Genomic DNA, 21,455 nt, shown 5'->3' with positions numbered 1-21,455 from the left:
GTTAGTTAATGAAAGTAACCAATCATGGAATGAAAGACAGAAAACTTCATCAAGAAGGCTGTCCACAAAAAGAGGTTGCGGAACAACCGGGATATGTGGAAGCGTCTGCCCATGCGAGGATTGCTGAACACAACGACATCATTGCAAGCTTGCCAGCGGACAGTCTGTTGAAGCAGATTTTATCACGAGACAACTTAAATGGTGCCTATAAGAAGGTAAAGTCTAATCGAGGAACCGGCGGGGTCGACAGGATGAGTGTAGATGAACTTCTACCCTACCTGCGGGAACATCGCCTGGACCTCCTTCAGCAAATACGGAATGGGAAATATAAGCCCCAGCCAGTCCGTCGGGTTGAAATACCCAAAGAGGAAAAAGGGAAATTCCGGAAATTAGGAATCCCTACGGTCGTAGACCGCATGATACAACAGGCGATTACGCAGGTTCTTGTGCCTATCTACGAGCCACAGTTTTCAGATAGCAGTTTCGGGTTCCGTCCCAAACGGGGCGCCCACGATGCGTTGAAACAATGCCAGGCCTATGCAGATGAGGGCTATGTCTACGTCGTAGACATGGACTTGGAGAAATTTTTCGACAATGTCTGCCAAAGCAAATTGATAGAAGTTCTGTCAAGGAGCGTAAAAGACGGCCGGGTCATCTCGCTGATACACCAATATCTCCATGCTGGTGTTATCCGGCATGGGATGTTCGAACGAAGTGAACAGGGGGTTCCCCAAGGAGGGCCATTGAGTCCGCTCTTGAGTAACATCATGCTGAATGAGCTGGATAAGGAGCTGGAACGGCGCGGACATAAATTTGTCCGCTATGCAGATGACTGCATGATACTCTGCAAAAGCAGAAGAAGTGCCGAAAGGACCTTGGAAAGCATCACTCGATATATTGAGAAGAAATTATTTCTCAAGGTGAATCGAAATAAGACGCACGTAGCCCACATCCGCTATGTTAAATATCTGGGATATGGCTTCTACCGAAAGAATGGAAAATGCCGACTCCGGGTGCATCCGAAATCCATTACTAAGATGAAAGACCGTTTGCGGTTTATATTGAAACGAAGCAATGGAAAAGGAAACGAAGTGAGAGCCCTTCTATTGAAACGATTCATAAAGGGATGGGTGAATTACTTTAAACTAGCGAATATGAAGGAACTGCTAATTCAAATTGACAGATGGATTCGACGCAAAATACGAACCATATACTGGAAACAATGGAAGAAGGTACGGACGAAACACCGGATGATAAGCCAATACGGCGCGCCCAAGTGGGTAGTGTTGGAAATGGCTAACTGCCGAAAAGGTCCGTGGCGAGCAGCGGCAATGCTGAACTCAGTTCTTACGAATAAAGAAATAGCCCGCCTTGGCTACATAACCATGACGAGCTATTACAAGCAAGTATGCGAAAACTAGGAAACCGCCGTGTACCGAACGGTACGCACGGTGGTGTGAGAGGTCGGGATTTCTACTCAGAAATCCCTCCTACTCGATTGGTTCGTTGTTATAGTGGTTCGTGGCTCGTATAATGGCTCCCCTTATAGGGGAGCTGTCAGCTATAGCTGACTGAGAGGTTAAACCTCTCCGGCCCTTCGAGCCACCTCTCCTAACAGGAGAGGCGGCCCGCCCTCTGGGACGGCCCCTACGAAGCCACGAACCACCGAACCACTAGCCACGAATTTTACATCTTACTGTGGTCCATCTGGCCGTTATTGTTATTCATCTGGCCATTCATTTGACCGTTCATTTGGTCATGGTTCATCTGGCTATGGTCCATCTGACTGTGGTCCATGGGCATATTGCCGTTCATCTGCATCTGCATGTTGTTCTGTTTCGGCGGAACGTAACCTGCGAGCTGTGGGTCAGCCATGCCGAAGACCATGGCTAAGTGCGTGAACAGGACGAAGAGAATCATGAGGACGATGTGTTTCTTGATCTTGGCCGTCGAATCGGAGCTCTTAAAGATAATGCCCAATTCCTGCAAGAGGATGAGGACGGCTGGGATGACGCCTAAGACATAAGCCCAAATAGAAATATAATCAATCGGGCCGCGCCACTGGATAGTCGGCACATAGGATGTGACGATGTATACCGTAGCTACAATGAAGAAGACGCCTAAGATGAGTCCGCAGACGTGGCTCAGGCTGTCCCATTTTTCACTGCGGCTGTCCTTGTAGAGCAAGGAAAAAGCACCAGACGCTAAAATCGTTTCAGCCAATACCATCGGTACCAGCATGAAGAGAATCAAGAACCAAGGTTCATGGAGCGATAAGAGTTCCATGTAGTGAGTCATTACCATATTGTTTTCCCCCTTTGATTAGAACGGCTTACTGTTGTTCGCTATAGGCAGGGCAATCTTGACGGCCCTGACAGCCGCGCTGGCCATCGGCCCGGCAGCCGCGGCGCGGTCCCTGGCAATAACCATTTCCAGTATAGCAGTTATCGTGGTCATCATAGCAGGCCTGCGGCCCCCGGCAATACCCGTTACCGTTGTCATAACATGTATAACCTGAGCCGTAAGTCCCTGACGATGAACCTTCTAAAGCAGCTGGTGTGGCTGCAAAGGCGGAAAAACCGGCAATTACGACGAGTGCCGCCAATCCGGCTAGGATTTTTTTCTTCATCATGAAAACCTCCTTTGTAGTACCCCTCTGTTTATGCTTTTACTATACCAGAGACGTGCGAAAAAGATGTGGAGGAAATGTGAAGAAAATGTGAAGATTTCCTTAGCCTAAGATGACATTATCGATGAGGCGCGTCTTGCCGATACGGACGGCAATGGCCAAGAGGCTTTCCTGGTCGACAGTCTGGATCGGTTTCAAAGCCGGGAAAGAGAAGAGATCAACGTAATCGATAGAAGCCATCGGTTCAGCCTGGATTTCCTTGGTGACGATGGATTTCAGCGTTTCTACGTCTTTTTCGCCGCCTTCATAAGCTGCTTTAGCTTTGCGCAGGCTACGGGACAAAACCAAGGCTGCCTGTTTTTCTTCCGGCGAAAGGTAAGCATTGCGCGAGCTCCGGGCCAGACCGCTTTCTTCACGGACGATGGGGACCATATTGATGTGGACCGGGAGGTTGAGGTCGCTGACGAAACGGCGGACGACGACGACCTGCTGAGCATCTTTCTGACCGAAGAAAGCTTCATCGGCACGGGTGATGTTCATCAATTTCGTAACGACCGTAGCGACGCCGCGGAAATGGATAGGACGCTGAGCCCCGCAGAGTTTATGGGTAATGTCGCCGTCGACGTTGACATACGTGCAATAACCTTCCGGATACATTTCCGACGGTTCCGGATGGAAGACGGCATCGACACCGACGCTTTCCAACTTCTGGCAGTCTTCATCGAAGCGGCGCGGATAAGCGTCATAATCTTCGTTCGGGCCGAACTGGGTCGGGTTGACGAAGACCGAAGCGATGACGACGTCGCATTTGGCTTTAGCAGCCCGCATCAAGGTCAGATGACCTTCGTGGAGAGCCCCCATGGTCGGGACCAGACCGATGACCTTACCAGCTTTTTTCTGTTCACCAGCAAATGCCTGCATTTCTTTGACAGTACGGAAAATTTTCATGATATTAAGACTCCTTTGGAATATAAATTAATGAGTAGGAACACTCGATTTATCGACAGACAGGGCGCGGGCCTTTTCTTCGGCTTTTTCATCGCGGCGCGAGAAGAAATTGGCCACGATGGACCCGGAAATATTGTGCCATACGCTGAAGATAGCGCCGGGGATAGCCGCTGCCGGATTGAAATATAAGACAGCCAGGGAGGCAGCCATACCGGAATTTTGCATCCCCACTTCGATGGCCACGGTCCGGGATTTACGCGAATCGAGGCGGAACAATTTGGCCATACCATAGCCCAGGGCCAGGCCAAAGACGTTGTGCAAGATGACGATGGCTGCCATGAGCAGGCCAACGTCGAACAGGCGCGATGCGCTGAGGGATACGACGCAGCCGACGAGGATGACGATGGTGACGACGGAAATGACGGGCATCGCCGGCAGGACCTTTTCGACGCGGCTGGCAAAGAAATGATGAGCTGCCAGGCCGAGCAGGACCGGTACCAGGACCATTTCCGCAATGGAAATCATCATGGACACGAAGGAAACGTGGATCCAGGCGCCTGCCAGGAACCAGGTCAGGGTCGGCGTCACAATGGGCGCCAGGAGCGTCGTCGACATGGTCATCGATACGGACAGGGCGACATCGCCCTTAGCCAGGTAGGAAATGACATTCGATGCCGTCCCGCCCGGGCAGGTCCCGACGAGGATGACGCCAATAGCCAGTTCCGGCGGCAGGGTAAAGAGACGGACCAGGGCCCAGGCCACGAAGGGCATGATGATGAACTGGGCGACGACGCCGATGAGGACTTCCCACGGCCGTTTGAAGACGGTCTTGAAATCCTGAACGGTCAAGGTCATGCCCATGCCGAACATGACGATACCCAGGAGCCAGCCGACATAAGGCTTGACCCACTGCAGGGTCTGCGGCCATACGGCGCCGACGATACCGATGAGGACGACGAAAATGGCCATGTTGTTTACCAGAAAATCACAACACTTTTTCAACAAAAAAACCTCCCTATTGGAATCTGGGGCAAAAGAACAAAAAAACACCTTCCGGCACAGACCGAAAGGTGTCTAAGCGACAAATATCCATAGTGCAGGTGAAATCTGTAACAATCCCACCTAATCCTTTCTGTCTCGGTCTGAATCAGATCCAAGCAGATGACAAAACCATCTTTAGAAATATCCGAAAAAAAAGTATAACTCACACCAGGTGATGCTATCTTTTGCCTCGGCCGTATCATACCATATTTAGGAACACGATGCAATGGCCTTTCTCGCTCTCATCGGAGATAACTATATACTTTTCTGTTTTATAATTCTATAAGTTACATTTATCAATTTACGCCAAAAAATGTGCATTTCAGTTCGCGTTGAATATTTAATCAGAAAATTACGCTATAATAAGATTGCCAATACAAGTGCTTCCCTATCACGAACAGAAAGGAGGTATCCTATGCGGAAAAAAGTCATCTTTCGCCTTGTCGGTGGCGGCATCCAGGTCGAGGAAATCAATCATATCCTCTTCGTCGAGAGCAACGGCCACGTCCAACAAGTCCATACCGTAGATGGCTCCATGCTGGAAACGCGCCAGTCCCTGCTGGCCATGCTGCAGACCTTTGAAACCCTCGCCCCCGGCCAGTTCGTCTCTCCCGGAAAAGGTTACATCGTCAACCAGTCCGCAATTCACATCATAAAGAGCGAATACATCGAAGTGAAGGGACACAAAATTCCTCTGGCCAAACGGAAATATCGCCAGTTCCAGGAAGATTATTTCAAATTCATCTTCAGCAAAGATGCATAAAAAATCAAAAAAAGTTCGTATTTCATCAGGTTCTATTTTTGTACGCAAAAATAGGGTCGAGGACGAATTTTAATGCAGAAAGGATGCGAAAATATGAATAGGATATTTAAAGTCATATGGAGTAAAACAAAAAATTGCTACGTCGTAGCTTCAGAATTAGCCAAAGGAACGAGCAAATCCACGAGCACGGGCCGTATGGCGAAACGGGCTGTACTGGCAGCCGTAGCAGCTTTATTGATTAGCCCCCTCGGAGCGGGATATGTATCAGCTGCTGATGATTATGTTACTGTCAAAGATGTGTCTGGTACAGAGCAGACGGTTTATACGAAAGATGGCGTAGACATTCAGCTAGGTGAATATGCCAAAAATACGACTGTAAGTAAAAATACCAGTGATATTTCGGATCTGAAAACTGCGGATGAACAGCTGCAGACCAATATCGATAATGAAGCAGCAGCCCGTGAAGCGGCGGATACCAAACTGGATTCCAGAACTTCCGCGGTTGAAACTAAGACAGCCTCTCTTACCAGAGTAGCAGATGCTAATAGTACTTCTATTAATGAATCCATGACATATAAGGGCAATCAGTATAGCGCAACTCTTCAGGTCAATGGAAGCGGAGCACAGATTGGTGTAGTCAATAATGAGGCGGCAGGACTTGCCAATGATGGCGGTACAGCTTATACAGAATATCGCGCCAGAACTGGAGCGATTGTGAGCAAGGCAACTAATGACATTTCCAGTACATCTTCAAATGGACAGATTATTGATACTGCGGGAGATACTGCAGGAGAATATTCCCAGGTTGCTACTGCTAAATCGACCGGGACAACCTTTACTTATAATGATGGAACTTCTTCGTCCTCTACCACCATTAAAGGCAATGCCATTTCCACGGGCAGCATCGACGCTACGGGCAATATCAGCGCCGCTTCTGTCGATGTAAGCGATAAACTCACTGCCGGCTCTGCCAGGGTGACCAATTCTATCAGCGTAGGCCACAACGCCAATGTAGGCGGTGCCGTCAATGCGGGCAGCCTGAACAGCCGTGGCAACCTGAACGTGGATGGCAATGCTCTGGTCAAAGGTACCTTGACTTCCCAGTCTACCATCAACGGTAACGAAATCGTTTCCCAGACCAATATTACCGCTAAAAATAAAGTCGTCGGCATGCAGGGCGTCGTGGATAATACCCTTATCAGCGGGAATTATGTAACGGCCGGCAATACGGTAGGCGAAAATATCGTTGCCCTCGATACGCAAGCCAAAGCCAATGCCGATGCCATTGAGGAAGAAGCACGGAAGCGCAAATATTCGGTTACCAATCTGGAAAATGCGGATAAACAGCTGCAGACCAATATTAATAACGAAGCTGCGGCTCGTGAAGCTAAAGACAATGAACTGAATGAACGGATTACGAACGAAGCCAATGCAATCCACGAAACCACGAATAAATTGCAGGATGACCTGAATACGGAAACGACTGCTCGTGAGGCGGCCGATAATGAACTGAACGAACGCATTACAAACGAAGCAAATGCGATTCACGAAACGACGAATCAGTTGCAAAGTGACCTCAATACGGAAACGGCTGCTCGTGAAGCTGGCGATACAGCTCTGAACGAACGTATCACCAATGTGAAAGAATATCTGGAAAAACAGACTTCTGACAATTATGTGAGCAAGACCGATGCCACCGTACAGGATGGGGCCATTGTGAAAGCGGCCAAAACCATCGGTGAAAACGTAACTAATCTCGATGCGGCCCTTGCTAAGGAAACGTCAGCCCGGATCGGTGCCGATGCAGCCCAAGACAAGGTCATTGAACAGGTCAACCAGAATATGGTGGATGGGTTCAATACCATCAATACCAATATGGCCAATGGGTTTGCGGCTCTGAACGCAGCCGACGCCGCCGAAAAAGAAGCCCGCATCGGGGCTGATAAAAAACTGGCGGAAGCCGTGAACAGCGGCCTGAGCCTGAGCGAAGACAACGTGCTGCAAAAGAACACCACGACGGTGGCTGATGACGGTATGGTGACCACTTCCAAGACCGATGCCAATGAAATGATCCTGAACAAGGGCAAGGACAACCAGATCACCATGAACGAAAATGGAATCAAGGTTGGCACCAACAGCACGGTGGTGGATAAAGACGGTGTCTACACCGGCGGCGATACCTATAGCGAAGCCAAAGCAGCTATGAGCGCTGACGGCAAGATCAAAGGGGCCAACGGGGCTTTCACCGTGGATGAAAATGGAAATGTCACTTCTAAGGCAACTATCACCGGCGAAACAGTAACCGACGGTAAGGGTGCTTCCATGAGCAACGGAACAGTAACCGGCAAGACCCTGACCGATGGGATTGCTACCATTACCAATGGCAACATCAATACCAGCGGTACCATTACCGGCGGCACCGTAACTTCCACAGGCAACATCTCTGCAGTGGGTGATATCCACGCAGGCGGCGCCATTACGGGAGCCAGCGCTTCCATCCAGGGCGCTCTCACAGCAGGCAGCGCCACCATTACCGGTGACCTGACCGCCGGCGGCGCTATCCAGGGTAAGAGCATCTCTGATGGCACGGCAACTATGCAGAATGGCAACCTCACCGGTGTGAAGAACCTGAGCGCTGAAACCATCACCACCAGCGGCAATGCCACCATCGGCGGTGACTTAACGGTCAATGGCAAGCTGAATGTGGATGAAATCGACCTGACCAAGAATGGTATTGTAGGTGACAACAACGTAACGGCCAGCACGAAAGTGGCAGCCGGTGAAATCACGTCCTATAAGAAAGCTACCAGCACGAAAGATGGCAGTGAAAAAGAAAGTGCCATTGATTATGATGAAAACGGCACTTCTACATGGGCGAAATCTACCGATGCAGATGGTAACTGGAACAAGAGTACTTTGACTGTAGAAGGCAACGATGTAACGTCCAAGGTTATCGATTCTGAAAAGAACAGCAACCTGTCTACACAGACATCTACTCAGTCACAGAGCACACTGAAGGATAAAGATAGTAACACCAATACAGCAACTCAGAGTGCAACGAAATCCAGTAGTGTCCTCCAAGATAAGGAAGGTAAGACCTCGACGTTCCAGCAGCGTGTCAATGAAATCCTGAATCAGATTAATTCGTCTGATACGGTATTCTCCAAGGTAGATCAGAAGGTAGATAACATCACCAGCGAAGTCACCGATGGAACCAACACGACTTCTTCCGCCCAGACTACGACGGATATTACCAATACGGCAAAACAGGGTACTATCACTAACGAAGCTCAGAAATTGGTCAATAAAGCATCGGATACGATTTCCAATGAAGCAGCAAATAACATTACCAATACATCGACCAATGGAAATATTTCCAATACAGCTAATAACGGTACTATTTCCAACACTGCTAAAAATATCGAAAATACAGCTTCGGAAAATATCACTAATACAGCTAAGAATGGAAGTATTACAAACGATGCCAAGAACATTGCTAACATTGCTTCGGAAACCTTGAGCAACAACGCCAAGAACATCACCAACACTACGACAGATAACATGACCAATACCATTGGCAAGAATCTGACGACGACTGTTGGTGGTGATATGAGTACCGAAGTAACTGGTAACCAGAGCAATACCGTAAAAGGAACTCTGACGGAAACAGTTACCGGCAAGGTCACAGAAGACTACAAGTCCGACCTGTCTACCAAGGTTGGCGGCAATGAAACCCATTATGTAGCTGGCAGCCAGACCAATACCGTGTCCGGAGACCGTACGGTCAATGTGAAAGGGACGGAAACGGAAAACTTCAATGCCCAGGTCACCAGCATCAAGACGAATCAAAGAACTTCTGTAGGTGGCAACCAGACCAACATCGTAGCCGGCAATCAGCAGAATACCGTAAGCGGCAGCAAGACCGAAACCGTCAAAGGTGCTGTGAGCGAAACTTATGGCAGCCAGGCAACTACGGTTGATGGTGACCAGAGCACCCATGTGGGCGGCAATCAGGAAAATGTGGTAACTGGCAACCAGACCAATACCATCAGTGGCAGCAAGACGGAAACCGTCAAAGGCGCGGTGAGCGAAACTTATGGCAGCCAGACTACGAAAGTCAATGGCGACCAGAGCATGACAGTAACCGGCAAGCAGACCAATAGCATTACCGGTGACCAGGTCAACACCATCGGCGGCAGCCAGACTACCACGGTGACCGGCGATGTAACGGAAGACTATAAAGCTAACCTGAGCACCACGGTAGGTGGCAATCAGACCACGACTGTAACTGGTGACAGCAGCCTGACGGCAGAAAACATCACCAACGAAGCGAAGAACAAGATTACCAACAAGGCTATCGATGTAGAAACCGATGCTACCAGCTCCATCGTACAGAAAGTGACGAACGATGCCGGTTCCAATACTTCCACCCAGCTGTCTTATCAGACTAAAGAAGAAATGAGCCAGGCTGATGGCAAGACCGCTTCCTATCTCCGCGGTGCAGCAGAAGAAAAATCCCAGCTGATTGATGGTGACAAGAAGACCACCATCGACACCGTAGCCGGTCAGACCAACACCAACATTACCGATGGAACCAATACCTCCAACAGCCTGCAGAAGGCGGACCAGGTTGCCTCTTCCGTAACGGACGGCACCAACACCACGGTTGTGAACCAGAATGCCGGAAGCCTCGCTTCCTCCATTACCGACGGAACCAAGGTCAACAACAGCAGCAACACCGTAGACAAATCGGAACAGCTGATCAAAGCCAGCGATACCCAGTACAGCGCTACGTCTAAGACAGCTACTAAGATGGAAGATGCCCTGGTGAACGGTTCCACGATCCTGGATGTGGTGAAAGATTCCGGCACCGGTACCATCAGTGCAGCCGTGACCGATGGCACCAATACCACCGGCAGCACCATGACGGCCAGCGGCATCACCAATACCACCAGCGGCGATATCAGCAACAGCGCTGCAAACATCAGCAATACCACCACTGGGAACATGACCAACACCGTCGGCGGCAACCTGATCGACACCATCATGGGGACCAGCACCACCACCGTAACCGGCAAGGTCACGGAAGATTACAAGTCCGACCTGAGCACGAAGGTGGGCGGCGACGAAACCCATGCGGTAACGGGCAACCAGACCACCACGGTTTCCGGCAACCGTACCGTCAATGTGAAGGGCACCGAAACTGAAAACTTCAATGCCCTGGAGACCAACGTCAAGACCGACCAGAAGACCTCTGTGGGCGGCAACCAGACTACCATCGTAACCGGTAACCAGACCAATAATGTCAGCGGCAGCAAGACCGAAACTGTCAAGGGTTCTGTAACCGAGAAGTACGGCAGCCAGGCAACTACCGTAGATGGCGACCAGAGCACGAACATTGGTGGCAACCAGACTACTGTGGTAGCCAAGGATCAGACCAATACGGTCAGCGGTAACAAGACTGAAACCGTGAAGGGTGCCGTGAACGAAACCTACGGCAGCCAGACTACGAAAGTCAATGGCGACCAGAGCACGACAGTAACTGGCAAGCAGACCAATAGCATTACCGGTGACCAGGTCAACACCATCGGCGGCAGCCAGACTACCACGGTGACCGGCGACAGCAGCCTGAGTGCCAAGAACATTACCAACAAAGCTTCTGAAAAGATTACCAGTCAGATTGGTGATGGCTCTGCTGTGAAGAGCGAAATGACTGCTGATGGTATCACCAATACTGCGGAAGGCGGCACTATTTACAACAAGTCGAAAGATATTCTAAATGAAGCTTCCGGCGACATCCTGAACTTTGCTGATGGAGAAATTGGTAACGTAGCCACTAAGATTACTAATATTACCGGCGATAACACAGTGACCAGTGATACCAATGGTACTACCTTCGAAAATAAGGCACACAATACGGCCATTAAAGAAGGGACTGTCACAAAGACCACCATTTCTGGCAACACGATTGAAACGGGTCAGGCTAAGATGGATTATGCCGAAGTCATGAAGGACCTCGGTGTCCATGGCAATGCAACGGTTGATCAGAAACTGACTGTCAAAGGCGATTCGGACCTGCAGGGCAATGCAAACGTTGGCAAGAACTTAACTGTCAATGGCACATCTGACCTGAAAGGCAACGTCACCATGGAATCCAACGCTACGGTTCAGAAAGACCTGACTGTAAACGGGACAACGACGACAAATAAACTTGTCGTCAACAACGGTGCTACTATCAAAGGTGGCACGACGACGGATACGCTCCACGTCACCAGCACGTCTACCTTCGATGGCACAGCCACCTTTAAGGATATTGTCACTATGGAAAAAGATCTCAGCGTCGGTGGCAACGCTACGGTTGCTGGCAGCATGACCGCTTCTTCCTACAAGGTCGGTGACAAGACTTACATCAGCGAAAGCGGCATCAACGCCAACAATCAGAAGGTTGTCAACGTGGCAGCCGGTGACCTTTCGGCCAATAGCACGGACGCCGTCAACGGGGCCCAGCTCTATCAGACCAATGAACGCGTCACGGGCGTTGAAAACAAGGTCAACAAGCTGGACAGCCGCGTCGACAAAGTCGGGGCTAACGCAGCAGCACTGGCCAACCTGCATCCTCTCGAATTTGACGCTGATTCCAAGTGGAACATTGCAGCTGCCGTCGGCGGTTACAAAGGCGAAACGGCTACGGCCATCGGCGCCTTCTACCGGCCGAATGAAAACGTCATGGTCAATGTTTCGTCGTCCTTCGGCACTGGCGAAAACATGTATGGCGGCGGCATTTCCCTCCGCATCGGCCAGGGCGGCAACAAGGCAAGACGCAACGCCACGAACGGCTTGACGGAACGGGAAAAAGCGATGCAGAAGCAGATCGACTCCCTGACCAACCGCCTCGATGCCCTCCTGTCGGTCATCAATCCGAATATGTCCAAAGACTTCCCGGACGTTCCGGAAAACCACTGGGCTTATGAAGCCGTAAGCCGCCTCGCTGGCAACGGCGTCATCCAGGGCTACGAAGACGGTAAATACCACGGCGACCGTACGATGACCCGCTACGAAATGGCAGAAATCATCTACAACGCCCTCTCGAAAGGCGCCAAAGCCGAAAAGAAACTGGTAGAAGAATTTAAACCAGAACTCCAGGCCATGGCCGCACAGAAAAAAGCATAGCGTAAAAAAAGGGCTTGTCGCACGGCGACAAGCCTTTTTTCCTCCTCCTTGTATTTTTCTTCATTTTAGCCTATAATAATGTCAATTATTGGCATATTATGTTCCTGTAGATGGAACCAACGTTGCGAATTTTAAATTTTATAAGTTAAAGGAGGATGGAGAGAAAATGTCGATTCAATTGTGTATTGTCATCTTATACATCATTTTATTATTTGCCATTTCTTTCTATGTCAAACGCCGGGCCAGTCAGAACCCGACGGAGTATTTATTTGCAGGCCGTCACTTTTCTTCAGGCCTGGTCGCCGTCAGTATCACCGGCATGGCCGTCGGTGCGGCTTCGACAGTCGGCGTCGCTGAAAGTGCGACGAAAATCGGCCTGGCTGCGGGCTGGTACAATGCGGCTTGGGCTATCGGCGCCATCGTCATGGGTTTCGTCGCTGCCGGCAAGTATCGTTCCCTGAACTGCACGACGATTCCGGAACTCTTTGAACGGAGTTACGACAAAAAAGCCCGCATCATCAGCGTCATCGGCTTGTCCCTGATCATGATCTGCATCACGTCCCTGCAGTACGTCGCCGGCGGTTCCATTTTACACGCCCTCATGCCGGACATCTTCTCCATGCACGCCGGCATGATCACCAGCGCTATCGTCTTCGTCGGCATCACGGCCATTGGCGGTCTCTGGTCCTCCGGGTTATCCAATATCCTCAGTGTCACCGTCATTTATCTCGGCATCATCTATTCCCTGGTCCGCATCCTGCTCCGCGACGGCGGTATCAGCGGCATCAACGCCGCTCTGCCGGCAGCGGACTTCAACTGGTTTTCGCCCATGGGCGGCTTGTCTTTTGCCGTCCTCATCGGCTGGATCATCGTCATGACGACCCAGGCCATCACGGCCCAGGGCCCGGTCCAGATTGCCTGCGGGGCTAAGAATGCCAGCGCCGCCCGCAAAGGCTTCATCCTCGGCGGCCTGCTCATCTTCCCGATCGGCTTCTTGTCGGCTATTCTCGGCCTGGCTGCGAAAGCCCAGTTCCCGGGCATCAACCCGACCATGGCCCTGCCCCAGATCATCATGAGCCTCGACCCGTTCTCGTCAGGTATGACCCTGGCTGCCCTCTGGGCGGCCGATGTATCGACGGCCTGCACGATTCTCCTCGGCGCCGGTACCCTCATCTCTCAGGACATTTTTAAACGTTTTATCAAACCGAATATTTCAGAAATGAGCTATGTCAAAGCCAACCGCCTGATCATCCTCATCATCGGCGCTGGTACGCTGTGGCTGGCCTTCAATGCCGTCGGCATCGTCAAAGTCATGCTCATCGGCCTGAGCCTGACGACGGCCTTCACCCTGGTCTTCCTGTGCACCATGTTCTGCCCGTCCCTGTGCCGCAAGAACACGGCTTTCTGGACGACCCTTGTCGGCATCATCGGACTCTTTGCCTGGCAGCTCTGCCCGCAGATCCGCATTCTGCCCCACGTCATTTACTTTGAATGGGTCATCTGCATCATCACCCTCCTCATCGTCCGCCTCGTAGATAAAACACCCATCAAGATGCCGGAGTTGAAGGAGTAGCAACTAGCAGCTGACTGCTAGTTGCTTGTAGGGGCCGTCCTGTCAAGGCGGCCCGCTTGTGGAAATCCCGTTGAATTGTGGCTCGTGGCTCGTGGCTCGTGGCTCGTGGTTAGGAGCTCGCAGCCTGTAGGCTGCATCGTAGGGGCCGTCCTGTCAAGGCGGCCCGCTTTTGGGAATCCCGCTGAATCGCAGTTCGTGGCTCGTGGCCCGCTTCGGGATATGTACGATTTCTCCAGCAAGTTAACCGTAGGCGGAAGATTCGTACATCCCCAGGAGCGTGCGCCCCACGTGGTCGCCCCTACGAAATATGAACAACGATAAAGGGCTAGTCGTTGTGCGACAAGCCCTTTACTTTTTTCCATAAAATAGGTATAATAATAAACATAAATTTATTTTTATTCAATTTCTGGAGGGGATTGTATGGATACGAAAAAATTAGGTGCTGCTTTACTTACGGGTGTCTTGGCTGCGTCCATGCTGGCCGGCTGCGGCAGCGACAAGAAAGATACTGCCAACGATGCGAAAAAGCCGCTTCGCGTCGCCACCAATGCGACGTTCGTTCCTTTTGAATTTAAGGACAGCGACGAATCGTCGGAATACAAGGGTTTTGAAATGGATCTGATCCGCGCCGTCGCCAAAGAAATGGGCCGGGACGTCGAATTTAACAACATCGCTTTTTCGGGCATCATCCCCATCATTCAACAAGGTGACATGGATATTGCCGCCACGGGCATGACGGTGACCAAGGAACGGGCACAGAAAGTCGCCTTTGCCGCTCCGTTCTACGAATCGAAACTGGTCATCCTGACGCCGAAGAACAGCAACATCCATTCCGTAGCCGACCTGCAGGGCAAGCAGATTGCCGTCCAGATTGGTACGACTGGTGCCAAATACGCGGAAGAACAGGGCTATACAATCAAACAGTTCGACAATAACTCCGAAGCCATTATGGAACTCCAGGTCGGCGGCTCGCCGGCAGCTATCCTCGACAAACCGGTTGCCGATTACTTCCTGACCCAGGACGGCAAAGGAAAATTCGATGTCATCGACATCCCCAATATCAAGCCGGAATACCTGGCCTTCGCCATCAACAAAGACAATAAAGAATTGTTGAAACAAGTCAACGACGCTATGGCAAAACTGAAAGAAACAGGCGAATTCCAGAAAATCTACAAGAAATGGTTCAACACCGATATGCCGAACCTCCCGACCAGCTCGGATGAAGTGTTGAAATAAGTAATAAAAAAGAGGCTGTCTTAATGCGACAGCCTCTTTTTTTTATCACTTGCTCAAATCGAGAGAGCGTACTTTTTCACGGAGCGGCAGGACCGACGGTGGGCTGACGGAGAGTTCGTCTACGCCCATGCGCAGGAACGTTTCGGTCAGTGTCAGGTCTGCACCAAGTTCGCCGCAGATGCCGACCCAGATGCCGGCTTTATGACCGTTTTCGATGGTCATCTGGATGAGCTTGAGGACAGCCGGATGATGGGGATCGAAGAAGGCATCGAGCTTGGTCTGCTGACGGTCGATGGCCAGGGTGTACTGCGTCAAGTCATTAGAACCGATGCTGAAGAAGTCTACTTCTTTAGCCAGTTCTTCACTCATGACGGCAGCGGCCGGCGTTTCGACCATGATGCCGATTTCCATGTCCTTATCATAGGCAATACCTTTTTCATCCAATTCCTGACGGACTTCATTGAGGATTTCTTTGCACCGCTGTACTTCCCAGACGGAAATGATCATCGGGAACATGATGGCAATCTTGCCATAAGCCGAAGCGCGCAGGAGGGCGCGAAGCTGCGTCTTGAAGAGGTCGACGCGGGTCAGGCAGATGCGGATAGCCCGCATGCCCATAGCCGGGTTTTCTTCCGGGTCGAGCTGGAAGTAGTCGACTTTCTTATCGGCGCCGATATCCAGGGTACGGATGACGACGGTTTTGCCGCCCAAAGCTTCGGCCGCCTGTTTATAGGCTTCGAATTGCTGGTCTTCTGTCGGATAATCGCTGCTTTCGAGATAGAGAAATTCACTGCGGAAGAGGCCGATGCCTTCGGCATCGTTGGCCAGGACCTGAGGCAGATTGCCCGGGTTGCCGATGTTGGCATAGAGATTGATCTTCTTGCCATCTTTCGTGACCGTCGGGACACCGCGGACCTGTTCCAGGGCGGCGACGCGCAGTTCTTCTTCTTTCTGTTTCTGCTTCATGGCAGCCATCGTTTCGTCATCGGGGTTGATGTAGACCGTACCCGTCGTACCGTCGATGATGGCCGTCATGTTGTCGACGTCATTGTGGAGCTGTGTGCCCGTGCTGACGACGGCGGCAATGCCCAGCGTGCGGGCCAGGATTGCCGTATGCGAATTCGTGCTGCCTCCCGAGGTTACGAAACCGAGAATCTTATCCGTATCGAGCTGCAGAGTTTCGCTGGGAGCCAGGTCGTCAGCAGCAATGATGACGTGGTCATAGTTGCTGAAATCGATGCCAGGGCCGCCACAGAGCTGCTGTTCGACACGACGGGAAATATCCAGGACATCAGCGGCACGAGCCTGCATATAAGCGTCTTCCATGGAACGGAACATTTCGGCAAATTCCTGGGCCGTCTGGTCGACAGCCGCTTCAGCATTCATTTTTTCATCGCGGATTTTCGTTTCGATGCCTTCGACGTAATCGTCGTCATCGAGCATCATCTGATGGACTTCAAAGACAGCCGCTTGTTCTTCACCGACTTTATCTACAGCCTTGACATACAAGTCCTTGAGCTGGCCAATAGCTTCTTCGCGGGCTTTCTGGAAGCGGGCGACTTCAGCTTCGGCATCATCAATAGGCCGTACGGCCGTAGAAATCGTATTGCGATGGAACAGTGCCAAGGGTCCGATGCTGATACCGGAGAAGACACTTTTACCTTTTAACGTCAGCATGTACTTTCCTCCTCAAAGAATTAGAAGTTTTCTTTCAAGAAGGCTTCTACAGCGCTAGCTGCCTGTTCTTCGTCTGCGCCTTCTACCTGTACTTTAATCGTTTCGCCCTGTTTTACGCCAAGGGCCATGATGGTGAAGATTTTCTTCAAATCGCCTTTGCGGGCGCCTTTGAATACGCTGATGTTGGATTCAAATTTCTTCGCTTCTTTAACCAAAAGGCCAGCCGGACGAGCGTGGATACCCTGGGGATCGGTGACAACAAATTCGAATTCTTTCATGACAAATTCCTCCTTTTAGGAAATATAAAATAGTGAGATAAATCTATATTATATAGTGTATACGATTTATAAAGATAACGCAATTAGTCTTGCGGACGTTTTTTGCGGAAAATACCGAGCAGGATAGCTGCGACGATGACGCCGGCGACTAAGGCTGCGATATACATAGGCCAGTTTGTGATGACGCCGAAGACGAAAATGCCACCGTGCGGAGCCGGAAGAGTGCAATTAAAGAGCATGGAAAGAGCACCAGCAACGGCTGCGCCAATAGCGCAGGGCGGGATGACATGGACCGGGTCCGATGCGGCGAAAGGAATAGCCCCTTCGGTAATGAAGGACAGGCCCATGATGAAGTTGGTAATCGTCGACTGGCGTTCTTTCGGCGTGAATTTGCCTTTAAAGAGGAGCATGGCCAAGGCAATAGCCAGAGGCGGAACCATGCCGCCGACCATGACCGAAGCCATGATGCCCGAGCTGACAGCCTGACCGCTGGCACTCATGAGGGATGCCGTGCCGAAGACGTAAGCCGCTTTGTTGATCGGGCCGCCGAAGTCGATGGACATCATGCCGCCGAGGATGAAGCCGAGGACGATGCGGCTCGACGTGGTCATGCTGTTGAGGACATCAAAAAGCCAGGTATTGAAGATGGACGTCGGCGGATTGATGATATAGGTCATGATGACGCCGATGAGGACCAGGCCGAGGACCGGATAGAAGAGGATGGACTTCGTGCCGTCCAAAGCTTCCGGCAGATGGGACAAGGCTTTTTTCAAGAAAATGATGAGGTACCCTGCAATGAAACCAGCAAAGAGGGCGCCGAAGAAACCGGATCCGCCTGTCGTCGCCAGGAAGCCGCCGACGATACCGGGCATGAGGGCCGGCCGTTCGCCGATACTCATGGCGATATAGCCTGCCAGGATCGGCATCATCATGCTGAAGGAAAGGCCACCGACGTTCTTCAGGAAGGCAGCCAGCGGTGTGCCGCTGCCGAAGTTGGCCGCACCGGCGTTGTCCATATCGAAGAGGAAGGCCAGGGCGATGAGGATCCCGCCGCCGATGACGAAGGGAAGCATATGGGATACGCCGTTCATCAGGTGTTTATAAATCTGGCGGCCGACGCTTTCTTTTTCAGCGCTTTCGACGTCGACAGCTTCCGACGAAGAATCATTGCCCTGATAAATAGGAGCCTTGCCGTCGAGGACGGTCTGGATGAGTTCTTCCGGAATCTTGATACCGTTGGCGACTTTCGTGAAGATGACCGGTTTGCCGGCAAAACGCTGGACCGGTACGTCTTTATCGCAGGCGACGATGACGCCGACAGCGCGGTCGATATCGGCCTGGGTCAGGTGGTTCTTGACACCGCCGGAGCCATTCGTTTCGATTTTGATGTCGACACCCATGGCAGCGGCTTTGTTTTCCAGGGCTTCTGCCGCCATGTAGGTATGGGCAATGCCCGTCGGGCAGGCTGTAACGCCGATGACGTAAGGACGGTCCGACGGAGCTGCCGTTTCCGGTTCAGCCGGTGCTTCTTCGGCGGCCGCTTCGGCAGCAGCTTCTTCTTCTTCGGCTGCGACCTGTTCGGCTTCAGCTTTATCGATGATAGCCAGGTATTCTTCCGGTGTCTTGGCATTCATCAGGTTGTCGCGGAAATCGTCGTCCATGAGCATACGGCTCAGGCGGCTCAAGACTTCCAGATGGACGTTGGCACCGCCAGCCGGAGCGGCGATGAGGAAGAACAGGTGAGCCGGTTCGTCGTCGAGGCTTTCGTAGTCGACGCCGTCGCGGACGATCATCGAAGCCAGGCCCGGTTCATTGACGGCTTCCGTCTTGGCATGGGGAATAGCGATGCCTTCGCCGATACCCGTACTTCCTTCCTGTTCACGAGCCAGGACGCGCTGTTTGTACAGCTCTTTGTCGTTCAGGTTGCCACCGGCAGCCATGAGGTCGACCAGGTGGTCGATGGCAGCAGCTTTGTCGGCTACAGACGCATTGAGGTCGATGCTCTGTTTCTTGAGTAAATCTACAATACGCATTATTTCTCTCCTTCTCTTCTCAACTTTCTACACAAAACTACGTGTTTCTTTATAAGGCCGCGTATACTTCTTTGATATCGTCTTCCGTAGCCAGCCATTCATGGAAAGCCGAAGCACTACCGGCGCTGATGCCCATTTTCAGGGCTTCGTTGAGGTCGCCTTTCGACGCTTCAAAGCCGGCCAGGAAGCCAGCGACCATGCTGTCGCCGGCGCCGACGGAGTTGACCAGCGTGCCATTTGGGGATTGGCGGCGGTATACCTGGCCGTCTTCGCCGAGGAGCAGGGCGCCGTCGCCGCCGAGGGAGACGAGGACGTTGCGGGCCCCCATGGCCTGGAGCTGTTTGGCGCAGACCGTGATTTCTTCATCCGTATGGAGGTCGACGCTGAACAGTTCGCCTAATTCAAAGTTGTTCGGCTTGATGAGGAACGGTTTATATTTGATGACATTCTTCAAAAGGTCGCCCGTAGCATCGACGACGACGCGGATTCCGCGGCCCTGGAGGCGTTTGAGGATCTGTTCGTAAATATCATCGGGGATATCGCTGGAAATACTGCCAGCCAGGACCAGCGTGTCGCCAGCTTTGAGGGTATCGATCTGAGTCAGCAGGGCCTGCAGTTTTTCTTCCGGAATATGCGGTCCCATGCCGTTGACAGCCGTTTCATCATCGGCGCTGACTTTGAGGTTGATGCGCGAGCAGCCTTCATCGAGGACGATGAAATCCGTATCGCCGCCATTGGCTTTGGCCAGCCGTTCAATTTCCCGGCCCGTAAAACCGGCGATGAAGCCGAGCATCTTGGACGGGATGTGAAGGTTCCCCAGGACGAGGGATACATTGATGCCCTTGCCGCCGGGATAAATCATTTCCTGTTCGGCGCGGTTGATATCACCGGCCGTAAAGGTCTTCATGTGGACGACATAGTCTAAGGATGGATTGAACGTAACTGTATAAATCACAGGATATGCACCTCCGTAATCTGCTGATACGGCCGGTAGTCAATGTGCTCTTCGGCCTTTGCCGTAATCAGCGTAACCATTGATAAATCTGCAAAAGTAATGTGCGAAGATAAACCGAATTTACTGGAATCGGCCAGGACGAAGCGGTCCAGGCACTGGCCGACGGCAGCGCGCTTGCAGACAGCTTCTTCATCATCTGGCGTCGTACAGCCGGAATGGGGAGCGATCCCATTGGCTCCGAAGAACCCTTTGGTGAAATGATAGCGGCCGATCATGTCCCGCATTTCGCTGCCGACAATGGCTTCCGTATCGCCTTTGACCCGTCCGGGCAGGATATAGATGCGGCTGCCGCTGCGCCCTAATTTCTGAGCCAGCGGGATGCTGTTGGTCACGAAAGTCGCTTCGGACCCGGCCAGGAAATCGGCCATCTGCTCTGTCGTCGAACCGGCATCGAGATAGACGAAATCATCTTTCTTGATCAGGCTGGCCGCATACTGGGCGATGCGGCGTTTGTCGCTCATATGGATGGAATATTTATCCTGCAGGTTTTCCATATCCGCTTCATACGAAGAATCATCGCGCAGCGTCGTGGCCCCGCCATGGACGCGGCGCAGACGGCCTTCGCGGTCCAGCGTGAGCAAATCCCGGCGGACCGTCGATTCGGAAATGTTCAGAAAACTTACTAAGTCCTGGACCGAAACGGCACCGCTCGTATTGACAAGACGCATGATTTTTTCATGTCTTTCTTCTGTCAACATCGTATCACTTCCCTTTTATCCTCCTTTGGCCTCATTATACCGTTATATTCAATCAATTTCAATCAAATCCAATCATTATAATCAAAAAGCAATCATTTTCATTCATCTATGCGCCCAACTCATTAAGTGATTTTATTCACATTCGTAGTAGGGGCCGTCCCAAAGGGCGGCCCGTTGTGGGAATCCCGCGAAATGCTGTTCGTCGATATCATTATTCGCCGGCCGCAAAGCCATGCCTCATGGACCAGTTGGGTATATCTTCCATTGTTCACAACGGGACGCCTTAACAGGACGTCCCCTACGCACAAGGCCACAGGCCGTGAATGATTTACCGCTTTCAGCGATGGCGTTCATCGTTCGTCGAAAAAAAGCTGCCGCATAAGCGACAGCTTTT

Annotated in this window: 14 protein-coding genes; 5 read left to right on the top strand and 9 right to left on the bottom strand. The window is 51.6% G+C overall.

The genetic code is table 11. The features are described from left to right. Window positions 1-29: 29 nt before the first annotated feature. Window positions 30-1,421, top strand: a complete 1,392-nt coding sequence (ltrA, locus tag C6362_RS04130; protein WP_198407942.1) for a group II intron reverse transcriptase/maturase — start codon at window positions 30-32, stop codon at window positions 1,419-1,421. A 265-nt stretch (window positions 1,422-1,686) separates the two neighbouring features. Here the strand turns inward: ltrA and C6362_RS04125 are convergent, their stop codons facing one another. The 4 genes from C6362_RS04125 to C6362_RS04110 all read right to left on the bottom strand — a co-directional run bounded on the left by C6362_RS04125 (window position 1,687) and on the right by C6362_RS04110 (window position 4,579). Further along, on the bottom strand, window positions 1,687-2,304 hold the full coding sequence (locus C6362_RS04125; RefSeq protein ID WP_014015492.1) for a DUF6803 family protein: 618 nt from the start codon (window positions 2,302-2,304) through the stop codon (window positions 1,687-1,689). A 28-nt stretch (window positions 2,305-2,332) separates the two neighbouring features. Further along, entirely contained in the window at window positions 2,333-2,632 is a 300-nt protein-coding gene (locus tag C6362_RS04120) for a hypothetical protein (protein WP_014015491.1), read from the bottom strand. 99 nt (window positions 2,633-2,731) lie between these two features. Next, window positions 2,732-3,577 (bottom strand): pantoate--beta-alanine ligase, encoded by an 846-nt coding sequence (panC, locus tag C6362_RS04115; RefSeq protein WP_014015490.1) that lies wholly within the window; start codon window positions 3,575-3,577, stop codon window positions 2,732-2,734. Window positions 3,578-3,604: 27 nt separating this feature from the next. Next, window positions 3,605-4,579, bottom strand: a complete 975-nt coding sequence (locus C6362_RS04110; RefSeq protein WP_014015489.1) for a bile acid:sodium symporter family protein — start codon at window positions 4,577-4,579, stop codon at window positions 3,605-3,607. A gap of 454 nt (window positions 4,580-5,033) precedes the next feature. Here C6362_RS04110 and C6362_RS04105 point away from each other — a divergent pair, with 454 nt between their 5' ends. From C6362_RS04105 to C6362_RS04090, 4 genes are all read left to right on the top strand, one after another. Beyond that, window positions 5,034-5,381 (top strand): LytTR family DNA-binding domain-containing protein, encoded by a 348-nt coding sequence (locus C6362_RS04105; RefSeq protein ID WP_014015488.1) that lies wholly within the window; start codon window positions 5,034-5,036, stop codon window positions 5,379-5,381. A 72-nt stretch (window positions 5,382-5,453) separates the two neighbouring features. After that, entirely contained in the window at window positions 5,454-12,551 is a 7,098-nt protein-coding gene (locus C6362_RS04100; RefSeq protein ID WP_014015487.1) for an ESPR-type extended signal peptide-containing protein, read from the top strand. Between the two features lie 166 nt (window positions 12,552-12,717). After that, window positions 12,718-14,124, top strand: a complete 1,407-nt coding sequence (locus tag C6362_RS04095; protein ID WP_014015486.1) for a sodium:solute symporter family protein — start codon at window positions 12,718-12,720, stop codon at window positions 14,122-14,124. 420 nt (window positions 14,125-14,544) lie between these two features. After that, window positions 14,545-15,360 carry a basic amino acid ABC transporter substrate-binding protein gene (locus tag C6362_RS04090; protein WP_014015485.1) on the top strand — a complete coding sequence of 272 codons (816 nt, stop codon included), beginning with the start codon at window positions 14,545-14,547 and terminating at the stop codon, window positions 15,358-15,360. Between the two features lie 45 nt (window positions 15,361-15,405). Here the strand turns inward: C6362_RS04090 and ptsP are convergent, their stop codons facing one another. From ptsP to C6362_RS04065, 5 genes are all read right to left on the bottom strand, one after another. Next, on the bottom strand, window positions 15,406-17,037 hold the full coding sequence (gene ptsP, locus C6362_RS04085; RefSeq protein WP_014015484.1) for a phosphoenolpyruvate--protein phosphotransferase: 1,632 nt from the start codon (window positions 17,035-17,037) through the stop codon (window positions 15,406-15,408). A 20-nt stretch (window positions 17,038-17,057) separates the two neighbouring features. Next, entirely contained in the window at window positions 17,058-17,315 is a 258-nt protein-coding gene (locus C6362_RS04080) for an HPr family phosphocarrier protein (protein WP_014015483.1), read from the bottom strand. A gap of 83 nt (window positions 17,316-17,398) precedes the next feature. Next, complete coding sequence (locus C6362_RS04075) at window positions 17,399-19,348, bottom strand: PTS fructose transporter subunit IIABC (protein ID WP_014015482.1); 1,950 nt, start codon at window positions 19,346-19,348, stop codon at window positions 17,399-17,401. A gap of 49 nt (window positions 19,349-19,397) precedes the next feature. Further along, window positions 19,398-20,303 carry a 1-phosphofructokinase gene (gene pfkB, locus C6362_RS04070; RefSeq protein WP_014015481.1) on the bottom strand — a complete coding sequence of 302 codons (906 nt, stop codon included), beginning with the start codon at window positions 20,301-20,303 and terminating at the stop codon, window positions 19,398-19,400. Continuing rightward, entirely contained in the window at window positions 20,300-21,061 is a 762-nt protein-coding gene (locus C6362_RS04065) for a DeoR/GlpR family DNA-binding transcription regulator (protein WP_014015480.1), read from the bottom strand. Before C6362_RS04065 ends, pfkB begins: the two co-directional genes overlap by 4 nt. Window positions 21,062-21,455: the final 394 nt, after the last annotated feature.

The sequence above is a fragment of the Megasphaera elsdenii DSM 20460 genome (assembly GCF_003010495.1).
GTDB lineage: Bacteria > Bacillota > Negativicutes > Veillonellales > Megasphaeraceae > Megasphaera > Megasphaera elsdenii.
Note: the sequence above shows the minus strand (reverse complement) of the source record. Positions and strands in the feature narration are given on the sequence as shown.

Coding starts and splice junctions, on each gene's coding strand:
- C6362_RS04125 (WP_014015492.1), bottom strand. CDS start 2,304: ATGGTAATGACTCACTACATGGAACTCTTATCGCTCCATGAACCTTGG.
- ltrA (WP_198407942.1), top strand. CDS start 30: ATGAAAGACAGAAAACTTCATCAAGAAGGCTGTCCACAAAAAGAGGTT.
- C6362_RS04120 (WP_014015491.1), bottom strand. CDS start 2,632: ATGATGAAGAAAAAAATCCTAGCCGGATTGGCGGCACTCGTCGTAATT.
- C6362_RS04075 (WP_014015482.1), bottom strand. CDS start 19,348: ATGCGTATTGTAGATTTACTCAAGAAACAGAGCATCGACCTCAATGCG.
- C6362_RS04105 (WP_014015488.1), top strand. CDS start 5,034: ATGCGGAAAAAAGTCATCTTTCGCCTTGTCGGTGGCGGCATCCAGGTC.
- panC (WP_014015490.1), bottom strand. CDS start 3,577: ATGAAAATTTTCCGTACTGTCAAAGAAATGCAGGCATTTGCTGGTGAA.
- ptsP (WP_014015484.1), bottom strand. CDS start 17,037: ATGCTGACGTTAAAAGGTAAAAGTGTCTTCTCCGGTATCAGCATCGGA.
- C6362_RS04090 (WP_014015485.1), top strand. CDS start 14,545: ATGGATACGAAAAAATTAGGTGCTGCTTTACTTACGGGTGTCTTGGCT.
- C6362_RS04080 (WP_014015483.1), bottom strand. CDS start 17,315: ATGAAAGAATTCGAATTTGTTGTCACCGATCCCCAGGGTATCCACGCT.
- C6362_RS04100 (WP_014015487.1), top strand. CDS start 5,454: ATGCAGAAAGGATGCGAAAATATGAATAGGATATTTAAAGTCATATGG.
- C6362_RS04095 (WP_014015486.1), top strand. CDS start 12,718: ATGTCGATTCAATTGTGTATTGTCATCTTATACATCATTTTATTATTT.
- C6362_RS04065 (WP_014015480.1), bottom strand. CDS start 21,061: ATGTTGACAGAAGAAAGACATGAAAAAATCATGCGTCTTGTCAATACG.